Here is a 12059-nt window from a genome sequence, read left to right as displayed (position 1 = left end):
CTGTTAACTGCTGCCCTTTTTTAATTAAAGTCATAAACATAAGTTTCAATTCCGTTTATCATTAGAGTTTTCTCAATTAACGGTTCAATTTTGTCCCAAGTTCCACCAGCAAGTCCGCATCCAATTCTTGGCATATGTACAGTTGCATTTTTCTCTATTGCAAATTGTCCAACTAATTCAAGGCCTGATAATATTGCTTCATAACGAATAGGAGCATTCCCGTTTTCGTCTCTATTGATTTTATGCTGTCCAATTAAATTTGCAACCCAAATTTCGTTTTCAACTTGTACAAATTGAACTTGTCCAAGCTCAAAACTTTCTTTTGATTTAAACCATTCTCTATATCTTAGTTCTGGTGCTTTCCAGCGTTTAGAAATAGCCATTACAAATCCTTTTCCCCAACCACCAATGTCATTGCAAATGTGAACAATGATTTTATTTCCTTCTATTTTAGGATTTGTTGCGTCACCAATTATATAATTTATTTTTGCCATTGATATTCAAAGTCATTTTTTGTTATAGAGAATTCTTCAAAATCTATAAGATTTATTGGTTGGTCTGCGAGAAACCCAAACTCGTCTTCGATAAATTGTTCGCTATATTTCAGTTTTTTGCCATTTTCATAAGATTCAACTTGTCTGAGTATTTCACCGTTCTGATTAGTTTCAAAATAATAAGTGCAAGTTCCCCATAATTCCAAATTCTCAGTTCGAATTTCATCAAAATGTCTTTTGTAGTATAGTGTTGTCATAGGGTTGCAGTTAACGTTTCGTGGCTTTGCTTAGTGGCTGAAAAGCAAGCCTAAATTATTGAATTAAAAACAAATTTTACAAACACAAAACAGTGCTGAAATTTTGCCCAAAACAGCCATTGAGCAAAACCACTGTTATAAGCCGTTATTTTATGGGATGTCATACTTGGTTTTATAGAAAAATAGAAAGAACACAGAAAGAAGCTAATGATGCTTGTATAGAAGGAATTAAAAAAAGTAGAAAATTAGCTTGGAAAATATATAAAAGACCAAAATCATATAGAAATATAAATTGGTTAGAAGATTTATATGATAACGATTTAAAAAAATGTATAAATACCCAAGAGCAAATAATTAACACCTCCAATAGAAAAATTAAAGCAATCTATAATGGTTATTATCAAAAAGCTGTTTGGAATCATCAAAACGATAAAGAATTGACAGAATACATCGAGGGTAAAGGGTTGTATATTGAAGACACTGGTTTTCACGATGTGTTTAGAAAATATGGTTATCCTGATGATAGGTTATTTTCATTGGAAGAAACATTAAATTATATTAATAACTATGAAAATAAATGTATTGTTTATGAAAATACAATAGACCTTTTAAAAGATTTTTGGAGCAAATATCCCGATGGTTTTATCGAGTTCGGATAATGGCTTATAACGTTCTGGCGCTTGGCGAGGTTGCGAACTTCGGAACCGTTTATTTTCTGTTAAAGATAAAATTTCTTGTGAAATGTAAACGTGAATTTACTACAAAATTCGCAATCTTGCCAAACGCCTGTTAGCAACAGTATTTTTTATTTTATTTATCATTCTTTTCAACAATATAGTCTTCAATTTCGCTTTCCTCTGTTCTAACTTTCAAAGGATCTTCAATTAGAATATCTTTATATATAGTTTCTATGTCTGGCTTGACATTAATTAGTAAATCCCCTTCTTGTTTAAAAGACTTTGAAATAAGTTTCCACTTAATTACAATTTTTGATTCTTTGTGAGATGGTTTTAAGTAAATATCGTCTGATTTAAAAGTGTCATCTCCAACTAATATGCTTTTTCTTGGCACAATTTTTCCTGTCATAGTTTCTGAATATAAAAATGTGTCAGGTATTGCATTATGTAAACTTAATATTCTATATCCTGTTGTTTTTTCATTAGTATCTGATAACTCAATTATTTCTCCTTCAAACTCAAAAAACACTTTATATTCTTCAATTGGCGAATCACCTGTGTTGTGAACTCTTAAATAGAACTGACAGAAGCTATAGTTAATTTCAGTTTTATTAGAGTTTACAGAAATTATTTGAGCATATTGTTTTTGCTGTCTTTCGATTAAATCAAAAATAGGATTTCCAAAAAGCGGATTTTGTGGAACAATCTTTTGTTTATAATGAGTAATTCGTTTTCTAAATTTAGGTACAATTGTTAGTTCTGTTGTATTATCAGGAAATGTAACCGATACGGAATTTGATGATTTAAAATTAATACTATTGACATAGTAATCATAAGTTTCTCGGTTTTCTTCAATAAGATCAACTATATCTTCCCACGAAAATATATGAACTTCAAAAAGTCCATTCTTTTTGTGTGCAGTATTTACTAAACGAATCATTTTTTCTATTTCAGCATCTTTTACAGCTGTTGTGGCAAAGTAGAGTTTTTTAAGTTTTGGCTCAAACGTTTTGGCTTTCTTTATTTCTGAATTAATTTCTTTGATTGTCAATTGTTTGTGTGTATATTCATCCTTTCCTTTACATTGAATACCATAATATTCATCATCATAACTAGGGATTCCATATACATCAACTCCATTTTGCGTTTGTCCAACTCTTCCATTTTTTTTAATTTCTGGACATTTCCAAATTTCACCCCAAAGTTTTTTACAAAGAGATTCAAAGTCTTGCCAATTTTCGGGTCTTCCTAATGTTTTTGAGATTTTCATCGTGTAATATTGTTGCTAACTCATAAATAGGCGCACCTATTAATTTATTGTTGTATTGATTTTATTGAAACAATACAAAAAGCGTATTTCGCTTTTTATATTGTTTATTCTGTTCAAAAATAGAAATTTTAATATTAAAATGTACATTTAAATATGCTTAAAAATATAAGAAATAGGAATCACTATACAATTTAAAAGGGTAAGTATTCTCAATCTTGATTTTGAAACCTTAGTTGGATAACATTGAGAATAGCAAAAAAATAACGCCCAAGGAATAACGGTAAATATGGGAGGATACATATTAAAGGCGGCTACCCAATCTCCCTGTAAAAGTAATACTAAGGCTCTTTGTCCGCCACAGCCCAAGCAATCTACATTGAAAAAATATTTAGAGGGACAAGGGAACATCATTTTTTTTACGATTTGTGGACTACAAAATTAGTTAAAACTTGACTTTTAGTTTTATTTTTGCAACTAAAAGGAACTAAATATGTTTGCTAAAGGAGATAAAGTAGCGGTTTTAGATGATAATATTAATGGTAAAGTTTTGAAAAATCAAAACGATTTGATTACCATTGAAACCAAAGATGGTTTTGAATTGATTTATGCAGCCAAAGAACTTATTCTTTTAGGAAATTCAGATTTAGATTTCTCGGCAACTAATTTTTCAGCGATTAAAAGAGAAAAAGAAGTCCCTAGGTCAAGAAGTTTTATCAAAGAAAAACGATCAAAAAAAGGCGAAATGGTACTTGAAGTGGATCTTCATATTGAAAAATTGGTACCTTCAAAAAAAGGGATGAATAATTATGATATTCTCAATATTCAGATAGAAACGGCACAACGACAGTTAGATTTTGCTATAAAAAATAGAATTCAGAAGGTGGTTTTGATTCATGGCGTAGGCGAAGGTGTGCTTAAAGCGGAGTTGGATTTTTTACTTAATCGATACAGTGGTATCAGTTTCCAAGAGGCTAGTTTTCAAAAATATGGCTTTGGGGCAACGGAAATTTATATCAATCAGAAAAATTTTATCTAAAAATTATAGGAATTTCCCTCTTATTTCTGCTGTAGGCAACATACAATTTTCTTTTTTGCCAAACCATTTATATCTGTTTTTGGCAATATAGTCGTAGATAGGATTTCGTAACGAAGTAGGGATAATTTTGAATAAACGTAACCAACTTAAATAAGGAAGTGATTTTGCAATTTCCAACACCGCATCCGATTTGATGAAATAGGCTTGATTAGGAATATAAAGGACGATACTATCTATTTTTCTATCTAAAATCCCTAAACGCTTTTGAATTCCTAACCCCATTTCAGACTGTAAGGCTACAAAACGAAAAACATCCCTTTGGTCTTTCTGGATGATATAATTCACCCAATCGTTACAAAAATTACAAACCCCATCAAAAAGGATGATTTGTTTGTCTTGTGGAATGTTTTTCATTTGTTTTTATAGAGATCATTAATTAACTACATACTAATTCCTTCTGATTAATTTTATCTGTCTTTACCATTTTATCAATCAAATTATGAAAGATTGATTCTTTATTTTGAGAACGATTTATTCTGTAGCAAAACTCGTTAAAATAGCGCTGAATATTCCCATCACTTACCCAAGAATGAGTCGTTCTAATCCAAGTTTTAACTTGATGGATCATTGTATGTAAAGCTTTGAAGTTGGAACCGTTTTTACTAAGAATTTGAGTGATGTTATACTCTTCTGAAATAGGTGCATATCCTTTCCACTTGTCAGTGGTTATTCTTGCTTCTTTTTCAATGTGTTTGTCAAAAATTTGACGAAGTGATTTTGAAGAAAAGTCCTTTATTTTAAGAATGTAAAATCGTTTAACTTTCCCGTCATCTGTTAATTCTAGAGCGCAAACAGCCTTTTTCTTCTTACTATCATAACTTCTTCCTTGTTTAGTTTCTTCATAACCTCCCACAACAAATTCGTCGACATGAACAATACCATCCATTGGGTGATTTTCGCTAGATTTCATGGCTTCTCTAACTTTATGCATAAACAAACGAGCGGTGTTTTCCTGGACTCCATAACGAACACTCATCTGCAGAGCAGAAAGGCTTTTAGTAGTGGTAGCCATTTCAAAACAGATAAAAAATGCTTTTCTCAAGCCAAATTTGCATTTGTGAAAAAGGGTATTGGCACTACTAGATTCTGTATGACTACAAATATTGCAAGTCCTAGAAAAATCTTTCCGAATTTGACTAGCTGTATGACCACATTTTCTGCATAAAAAACCTTCTTTCCACTTCAAATCTGACAAATATTTTTTGCAATCTTCATCTGTTTTGAAGCATTCAGCAAACTCTAAGAGGTTTTGTCCTTTAAAAATTTCCATTTTTCTCAGTATTTACAAGACTTTAAAGATATGAAATTATCTAATGACCTCAATGTTTTTATTTATATCTTTACATTGAACATCGCTTAGTACAGACAACTGATCACTGATTACTGACCACTAGGCTCTGCCCACTATTTCGGTTGTATATACTCTAATTGTTCCAAACTTACTTTAGAAGTGAAAATCCCGTAGTTCACAATTGCATTATTTTTTTCAATTTTATCAATTGTCCCAATAGATTTCCCGTCAATCATACGTACACGGTCGCCTACTTTAAGGATTACTTTAGGTTTATTTTCTTCTTCTTGTTTGGCTTTTTCTTTTTTCTCTTTCTTCTCCTTACGGATTTCTTCTACTTTTACTTGCACTTCGGCAATGACTTCTTTTTCAATTTTTTCTTTGATTTTCTTTTCTTTCAAGGTGATTTTCTTACGCTTAGAATTTTCAATTTCCACCATTTTCAAAAATTCACCAATTAAGTCTTTTTTGTTTTTATCATTGAAATATTTTTCAGAAATATCATCCATTTTTTGCCCTATATAAATCAAACGTTGATTCGAATCATATAATTCCTGATAACGTTCTAATTTTTCTTGGATTTTGGTATTGATGTTTTCCATACGCTTGCTTTCCTCACGCGCTTTGCTTTCTTCTTCTTTCAAGGTTTGAGAAGTTTTTTCCATTTTGGAACGTTCTTTCTGTAAAGAAGCAATGGTTTTGTCAAAACGTACTTTTCCACCTTCAATTTTCTTTTTGGCTCGGTTAATTAAGCCATAAGGTATACCATTCTTTTGGGCAACTTCAAAGGTAAATGAGCTACCAGCTTGACCCAATACCAATTTGTACATAGGTTCGAGGGAGCGTTCGTCAAACAACATATTAGCATTAGTCGCACACGGCAATTCATTGGCAAGCATTTTCAAATTGGCGTAATGCGTGGTGATAATCCCAAAAGCTTCACGATGGTAAAATTCTTCCAAGAAAACTTCCGCTAATGCTCCACCCAATTCAGGGTCAGAACCTGTACCGAATTCATCAATTAAAAACAAAGTTTTATCATTACATTTTTTTAAAAAGTAATTCATGTTTTTCAATCGGTAACTATAGGTACTTAAATGGTTTTCAATGGATTGATTGTCGCCTATGTCGGTCAAAATTCGGTCAAACAAACACGTTTCACTGCGCTCGTGTACGGGAATCAACATACCCGATTGTAACATTAATTGTAATAAACCTACGGTTTTCATGGAGATGGTTTTACCACCCGCATTAGGACCGGAAATGACTACGATACGGTTTTCTTGGCCAAATTCGAAGGTTTGCGGATACGTGACCGCTCCTTTTTCTTTATTGGTTAAATATAAAATAGGGTGGAAGGCTTCTCTTAAATAAACCTTGCGTTCCTCTGTAATATTCGGTAATAAGCCATTAATTTTTCTAGCGTATTTAGCTTTGGCAGCTATCACATCAATGTCACTTAAAAAATCTTGATATTGAATCAATAAAGGCAAAAAAGGACGTATAGCATCGGTTAATTGCTTTAAAATTTTAATGATTTCCTCACGTTCTTCATATTCTAAATTAGCCAATTCGCGTGAATAACGCAAGGTAGCTTCGGGTTCGATATAGGCAATACTTCCCGTTTTTGAACTGCCTAAGATACTTCCTTTTACCTTACGACGATACATGGCTAAAACTGCTAAAACACGTCGGTTTTCGACCACTGTTTCGCGAATTTCATCTAAATACCCAAGATTATTGTACTGGCTTAAGGCTAACCCAAAACTTTGATTGACTTTGCCACGTACCATATTCATATTTCTACGGATTTCCAACAAATCTGGAGTGGCATCATCTTTTATCTCACCATATTTGTCAAAAACTTGTTCAATTGCTTTTGAAATAGCTTTAGTAATTTCAATCGAACTCGCTTTACGATATAGGGCAGGGTAGTAGTCCTCAAATTTCTTTAAAAACAACAATAAGGCATTCGTGTTTTCAGAAATAGAATGAATTTTCTTGAAACTAGATGCTTCCAAGAAACTATCTTCTATGGCTAAGAATTTTAATTCATTCGTGATGTTTTCAAAACTATGATTGGGCAACGCATTATTATTATCAAAAGAAGAACGGTATTCAGATGTTTGCCACAACGATTCCATAACCTCTTCTTTATGGCGAATAGGTTGAATTTGTAAAGTTTTCTCGGTGCCAATATCGGTAATACAATATTCAGCTATAGTTTCTAAAACAGTTTGAAATTGTAAATCTTGTAGGGTTTTACTATGTATTGAAATCATTTTTTAAGCTTGCAAAAGCCCAAAGTTACGAAGAAAATATATAGTTATTAGATTTTTGAACATAGATTAAAGAAATGAGAATCCTCTTATTTATTTACCAATTAAATCAAAGAATTTCTGATGTAGTAATAAGTGATAATCATACTGAATGTTATTTTTATAGTTTTTCGATTTGTTCTCTGGTCAGATCGGTCATTTCAATAATAAAATCTATTTGCAGTCCTCTTTCTTTCAGTTTTTTAGCTGTTTCTAGTTTACCTTCAATTTTGCCTTCAATTTTACCTTCAATTTTACCTTCAATTTTGCCTTCAATTTTTCCTTCATCGAATGCAGAATCAATTACGCCTTTTAAATCTCTGTATGATTTCAAACTGTTTTCATAAATATCTAGTTCTATTGGGCCATAGTTAGCAATCGCAGCTTTTTCAAACGCTGTTGTAAAAATAGTATCATTAAAAATAGAAGGAATAGATTGAAAATCTTCTAAATGCTTTATAAAATAAAGCCATTGTTCAATTCTAGAATTTAATTCAGATTCCTTTTTTTTGAAATTGGGCATTTCAAGATATATGTATGTCAGCTTTTCATAAAAGGTCTTGCCGTTTTGATTTTTAAGCTTTACTGTATGTATAACTTCACTTTTTTCAGGTTCAGTTTCATAATCATCAAAAGTAAAATCAAGAATTCCTATACAATAAACAGCCTTTAAATTATAATTCCATTCGCCCTTTTCCGCTTGTTCCTGGATAGGGAAAGTTGAATAATATAGTGTTCTTTCTTTAAAATAATTTTGTTTAGCTTTTTGTAGTTCTACAATAAACTTTTCACCTATACTATTTTCACAATAAATGTCATAAATGGCTTTCCTGTCAAATTCGGTTTGTCCGAGTTGTTCATTATTTTTAAAAGAAAGTGAAGCAATCTTGTTATTCTCTGGTAAAAGCGAATTTAAAAAGTCAAGTAATAAAGGTTTACTTGCTTCCTCTCCAAAAATTTTTTTGAATCCAAAATCGGTAAATGGATTAATATATTTCGCTTTCATTTCAATTAATTTTATCAAAATTACAATTTTAAATCTTCAAATTGAAAATATTTATTTCTATAAAAGTATTAAATTTTAATTTCCCCTTTTTCTTACTTCAATAATTTAAACTTGAATATATTTGCCCAAAAAGAATATGCATTTTGATATACATCCTTCGTGGCAACCTATTTTTGATTGTGAATCTGAGAAAAAGTATTTTCAAGAATTGCAACTACAAGTGACTCAGGAATATCAAAACCATACCTGTTATCCTCCTCAAACACTTATTTATAATGCCTTCAACCAGTTTGATTTTAAGGATTTGAAAGTGGTTATCATTGGTCAAGACCCGTATCATGGCGAAGGAGAAGCTAATGGATTATGCTTTTCTGTAAATGAAGGCGTTGCAATTCCTCCTTCGTTAAAAAATATTTTCACCGAAATTAATAAAGAATTTGATCGCATATTTTTTCCTACCTCAGGTAACTTAGAGTCTTGGGCGAAACAAGGTGTTTTGTTATTAAACGCCTCTTTAACGGTTAGAAAAGATCAAGCAAATAGTCATAAACATTTGAAGTGGAATGTATTTACAGAAGCGGTTATTGAGTATATTTCTGAAAACAGCGAACATGTTGTTTTCTTGTTATGGGGAAGTTTTGCGCAAAAAAAAGGAAAAAAAATTAACCGAGATAAGCACTTAGTTTTAGAGTCTGGACATCCATCGCCTTTAAGTGCCAATCGTGGTTTTTGGTTTGGGAATAATCATTTCAGATTGGTAAATGATTATTTAGATAAACATTCGTTAGCAACTATTGAATGGTGATTTTAATAAGTTTTGAATATAAATAGATGAAAAAGTTAATAAATTATTTTTTTTGTTAAAAATAGCTCTTGGTTTGATTTTTTTTTTTTTCAAAGAATGAATGGTTAGGTAATTTCTTTTCATATTTTTGCCTTGATGAATTTCAAAAGAAAAATAGCTTTTTTTAGTTTTAGCTTGATAGGAGCGTTATGGTTTGCTATAGCGTTTCAGTCATTGCACTCTTTTGAGCATCTAGTTGATTTAATTCAAAAAGAGCATTGCCACCATAAATACGACCATGCTCATACTGTAATTTCTCACGGGCATAAAGATTTTGATGATTGTTTTGTTTGTCATTACAATTTTAGTACCTATTTGCCTATTGAAATTACTTTTTTTGAGTCAATTAAAATATCAAATTTTACTTCAGTTAAGTTTGTTTATTGTCAATTCCTTTCGAGTTATACTGGGAGTCGACAAAAATCAAGAGCTCCCCCTTATTTTATTGTTTAATTAGCTAAGACTTTGAAGTCTACTTTATCATTAATTAACAATAATATACCCATTTTATGAATAAATTATTAACAGCCCTGTTTTTAGGGTTGACTGCTATTGTATATAGTCAAAATACATTAAAAGGAAGCGTTACTAATCTTAAAAATTTGAAATTAGAACATGTAAGTGTTAATATTCCTGACTTGCATTTAGAAACTTTTACTTCTAATACAGGTGAATATAAATTTGAAAATTTACCTACAGGTACGTTTGCCATAATCTTTAATCATAAACAATATGACGAATTTGTATCTAATGTAGTTATACAAAATTCAGAAACGATTTATGATGTACAACTTTCAGAGTCGCATAGTCATCATATAGAAGAAGTAATTGTGTCTACAGCTTTTAATAAAGCACAACGACAAAATGTTATGAAAGTGGAGCATGCTTCTGTAAAAGAATTACAACAAAAGGGAGTAACTACTCTTATGGAAGGGTTAGCTACAATTCCTGGGGTAGCAAATGTTTCTACTGGAACGTCAATAGGCAAACCAGTTATTCGTGGTTTAAGTGGTAATCGAGTATTAGTTTATGCGCAAGGGGTACGTTTAGAAAATCAACAGTTTGGGGAGGAACATGGTTTAGGTTTAAACGACAGTGGCGTAGAAAGTGTTGAAGTTATAAAAGGACCAGCTTCTTTGTTATATGGTTCTGATGCCTTAGGAGGTGTATTGTACTTTATACCAGAAAAATTTGCATCTAAAAACACTTATGTAGCAGATTTTAGTCAAAAATACTTCTCAAATACTCTAGGAAGTTCAACTAGTTTTGGATTGAAAACAGCAGGTGAACATTGGAAATTTAATGTGCGAGGTTCACATAATACACATTCTGATTATACAACTGGAAATGATGAAAGAGTAACTAATTCAAGATTTAATGAAACAGATGCTAAAATGGCTTTAGGATATACTTCCAGCCGTTTTAATTCGGTTTTCAGATACAATGTCAACTTACTCAATGTAGGGTTGCCAGATGCAATTGCTGAGCAAAATACCGACAAAATGCCTTTATATCCTCGTCAAGCTGTTTTAGGACAAATAGCAAGCTGGGCGAATACTATTTATTTAAAAAAATCAAAAATAGAAACGCAATTAGGTTATATTGGTAATCAAAGGAAAGAATTTGAAGATGCTCCTGTTGCTCTTTTGAATATGAATTTGAAAACATTTAATTATGATTTGAAATACCATTTACCTAAAATGGCTCAGCTAGAAACTATTTTAGGAGTTCAAGGTATGCATCAAACTAATGTTAATTTTGGAGAAGAATTATTGATTCCGAATGCTAAAACGAAAGATTTTGGTGTATTAGCAACTTCAATGTTAAATTTGAAAAAAAATGTTTTTCAAGCAGGTTTCCGATTTGATACACGCAACATTTCTACAGAAAATCATGGAGTTGAAGGGGAAGAAGTTTATTTTAAAGCAATACAAAAGCAATATAATAGTTTTAATGCCTCATTAGGTTATAAAACAACGATTACTGAAAAGGTTAATTTGCGTTTCAATTTAGCCAGCGGATTCAGAGCGCCTAACTTGGCAGAGCTTACATCAAATGGGGTGCACGAAGGTAGTAATCGATTTGAAATTGGAAATGAAAATTTAAAAAATGAGCAAAACATTCAAGCCGATTTAAACCTTGAATATGGGAATACACATTTTGAGTTTTTTGCAAATACATTTTATAATCATATCAATAATTATATTTTTATTGCTCCTACTAATTTAATGTCCAATGATTATCAGGTATATGAATATCTGCAAGCAAATGCACGTCTTTATGGTGGTGAATTCGGCTTTCATATACATCCACATCCTATTGATTGGTTGCACATCACTTCAAGTTTTGAAACAGTGACTGGTCAGAAACAAAATAATGAATACCTACCTTTAATTCCTGCCAATAAATTAAATAATAGTTTACGTACACAGTTTAGTTTGGGGAAAACACTTAGAGATGCTTATTTTTCAGCAAACATTGAATCGTATTTAGCTCAAAATAAAAATTCTGAATTTGAAACAGCAACAAATGGCTATTCATTGGTGAATTTAGGACTTGGAGGAAGTTTTTCAATTTTTAAAATGAATTTTGATTTTAATTGTAATGCAACAAACGTTTTTAACCAAAAATATACTTCGCATTTATCACGTTTAAAATCAAATGGTATTTTAAATATGGGAAGAAATATTGTATTCGGAATCAATTTCAAAATATAAATTAGCAACTTTTATTTTAGAGCACCTTTATTAGAGGTGCTTTTTTTTTTGTGAATTTTTAAACAAAGAACCAATCAAACCTTATTTTT

Annotated in this window: 13 protein-coding genes; 5 read left to right on the top strand and 8 right to left on the bottom strand. The window is 31.2% G+C overall.

Going from position 1 to position 12059, the window contains the following annotated elements; all coding sequences use genetic code 11:
* Nucleotides 1–20 precede the first annotated feature (20 nt).
* Both ACQY29_RS11360 and ACQY29_RS11355 read right to left on the bottom strand, forming a co-directional pair.
* A complete protein-coding gene (locus ACQY29_RS11360) occupies nt 21–494 on the bottom strand; it encodes a macro domain-containing protein (protein ID WP_428225298.1) in 474 nt (157 codons plus the stop codon).
* On the bottom strand, nt 482–751 hold the full coding sequence (locus ACQY29_RS11355; protein WP_428225297.1) for a hypothetical protein: 270 nt from the start codon (nt 749–751) through the stop codon (nt 482–484). The genes ACQY29_RS11360 and ACQY29_RS11355 overlap by 13 nt, the downstream gene beginning before the upstream one ends.
* Nucleotides 752–870: 119 nt before the next feature.
* Between ACQY29_RS11355 and ACQY29_RS11350 the strand changes: the two genes are divergently transcribed.
* Nucleotides 871–1410 carry a hypothetical protein gene (locus ACQY29_RS11350; protein WP_428225296.1) on the top strand — a complete coding sequence of 180 codons (540 nt, stop codon included), beginning with the start codon at nt 871–873 and terminating at the stop codon, nt 1408–1410.
* 151 nt (nt 1411–1561) lie between these two features.
* On the opposite strand, the gene ACQY29_RS11345 is transcribed toward ACQY29_RS11350, so the two are convergent.
* Nucleotides 1562–2698 (bottom strand): hypothetical protein, encoded by a 1137-nt coding sequence (locus tag ACQY29_RS11345; protein WP_428225295.1) that lies wholly within the window; start codon nt 2696–2698, stop codon nt 1562–1564.
* Nucleotides 2699–2845: 147 nt separating this feature from the next.
* Nucleotides 2846–3106: a DUF2752 domain-containing protein gene (locus ACQY29_RS11340; RefSeq protein ID WP_428225914.1), complete on the bottom strand. Its 261-nt coding sequence runs from the start codon at nt 3104–3106 to the stop codon at nt 2846–2848.
* A gap of 82 nt (nt 3107–3188) precedes the next feature.
* Between ACQY29_RS11340 and ACQY29_RS11335 the strand changes: the two genes are divergently transcribed.
* Nucleotides 3189–3734, top strand: a complete 546-nt coding sequence (locus ACQY29_RS11335) for a Smr/MutS family protein (RefSeq protein ID WP_428225294.1) — start codon at nt 3189–3191, stop codon at nt 3732–3734.
* A gap of 3 nt (nt 3735–3737) precedes the next feature.
* On the opposite strand, the gene ACQY29_RS11330 is transcribed toward ACQY29_RS11335, so the two are convergent.
* The 4 genes from ACQY29_RS11330 to ACQY29_RS11315 form a co-directional block, all read right to left on the bottom strand.
* The gene (locus ACQY29_RS11330; RefSeq protein ID WP_428225293.1) at nt 3738–4148 is read right to left on the bottom strand and encodes a thiol-disulfide oxidoreductase DCC family protein; all 411 of its coding nucleotides are present in this window, start codon (nt 4146–4148) and stop codon (nt 3738–3740) included.
* Nucleotides 4149–4170: 22 nt separating this feature from the next.
* Nucleotides 4171–5064, bottom strand: coding sequence for an IS1595 family transposase (locus tag ACQY29_RS11325; RefSeq protein WP_428224999.1), 894 nt, complete (start codon nt 5062–5064; stop codon nt 4171–4173).
* Between the two features lie 134 nt (nt 5065–5198).
* Nucleotides 5199–7367 (bottom strand): endonuclease MutS2, encoded by a 2169-nt coding sequence (locus ACQY29_RS11320; RefSeq protein ID WP_428225292.1) that lies wholly within the window; start codon nt 7365–7367, stop codon nt 5199–5201.
* 157 nt (nt 7368–7524) lie between these two features.
* Nucleotides 7525–8409 carry an Rpn family recombination-promoting nuclease/putative transposase gene (locus ACQY29_RS11315; protein ID WP_428225913.1) on the bottom strand — a complete coding sequence of 295 codons (885 nt, stop codon included), beginning with the start codon at nt 8407–8409 and terminating at the stop codon, nt 7525–7527.
* Nucleotides 8410–8545: 136 nt separating this feature from the next.
* Here ACQY29_RS11315 and ACQY29_RS11310 point away from each other — a divergent pair, with 136 nt between their 5' ends.
* The 3 genes from ACQY29_RS11310 (at nt 8546) to ACQY29_RS11300 (ending at nt 11970) form a co-directional block, all read left to right on the top strand.
* Nucleotides 8546–9214, top strand: a complete 669-nt coding sequence (locus tag ACQY29_RS11310; protein ID WP_428225291.1) for a uracil-DNA glycosylase — start codon at nt 8546–8548, stop codon at nt 9212–9214.
* Between the two features lie 135 nt (nt 9215–9349).
* Nucleotides 9350–9706, top strand: coding sequence for a hypothetical protein (locus ACQY29_RS11305; protein WP_428225290.1), 357 nt, complete (start codon nt 9350–9352; stop codon nt 9704–9706).
* 56 nt (nt 9707–9762) lie between these two features.
* A complete protein-coding gene (locus tag ACQY29_RS11300) occupies nt 9763–11970 on the top strand; it encodes a TonB-dependent receptor (protein WP_428225289.1) in 2208 nt (735 codons plus the stop codon).
* Nucleotides 11971–12059 lie beyond the last annotated feature (89 nt).

The organism is Flavobacterium sp. (assembly GCF_965262375.1).
Lineage (GTDB): Bacteria > Bacteroidota > Bacteroidia > Flavobacteriales > Flavobacteriaceae > Flavobacterium.
This window is presented reverse-complemented; position numbering and strand designations above follow the sequence as displayed.

Bases quoted from the DNA above. Each gene is read 5' to 3' on its own strand.
- ACQY29_RS11360 (WP_428225298.1), bottom strand. From the start codon at position 494: ATGGCAAAAATAAATTATATAATTGGTGACGCAACAAATCCTAAAATA.
- ACQY29_RS11355 (WP_428225297.1), bottom strand. From the start codon at position 751: ATGACAACACTATACTACAAAAGACATTTTGATGAAATTCGAACTGAG.
- ACQY29_RS11345 (WP_428225295.1), bottom strand. From the start codon at position 2,698: ATGAAAATCTCAAAAACATTAGGAAGACCCGAAAATTGGCAAGACTTT.
- ACQY29_RS11340 (WP_428225914.1), bottom strand. From the start codon at position 3,106: ATGTTCCCTTGTCCCTCTAAATATTTTTTCAATGTAGATTGCTTGGGC.
- ACQY29_RS11335 (WP_428225294.1), top strand. From the start codon at position 3,189: ATGTTTGCTAAAGGAGATAAAGTAGCGGTTTTAGATGATAATATTAAT.
- ACQY29_RS11330 (WP_428225293.1), bottom strand. From the start codon at position 4,148: ATGAAAAACATTCCACAAGACAAACAAATCATCCTTTTTGATGGGGTT.
- ACQY29_RS11325 (WP_428224999.1), bottom strand. From the start codon at position 5,064: ATGGAAATTTTTAAAGGACAAAACCTCTTAGAGTTTGCTGAATGCTTC.
- ACQY29_RS11320 (WP_428225292.1), bottom strand. From the start codon at position 7,367: ATGATTTCAATACATAGTAAAACCCTACAAGATTTACAATTTCAAACT.
- ACQY29_RS11315 (WP_428225913.1), bottom strand. From the start codon at position 8,409: ATGAAAGCGAAATATATTAATCCATTTACCGATTTTGGATTCAAAAAA.
- ACQY29_RS11310 (WP_428225291.1), top strand. From the start codon at position 8,546: ATGCATTTTGATATACATCCTTCGTGGCAACCTATTTTTGATTGTGAA.
- ACQY29_RS11305 (WP_428225290.1), top strand. From the start codon at position 9,350: ATGAATTTCAAAAGAAAAATAGCTTTTTTTAGTTTTAGCTTGATAGGA.
- ACQY29_RS11300 (WP_428225289.1), top strand. From the start codon at position 9,763: ATGAATAAATTATTAACAGCCCTGTTTTTAGGGTTGACTGCTATTGTA.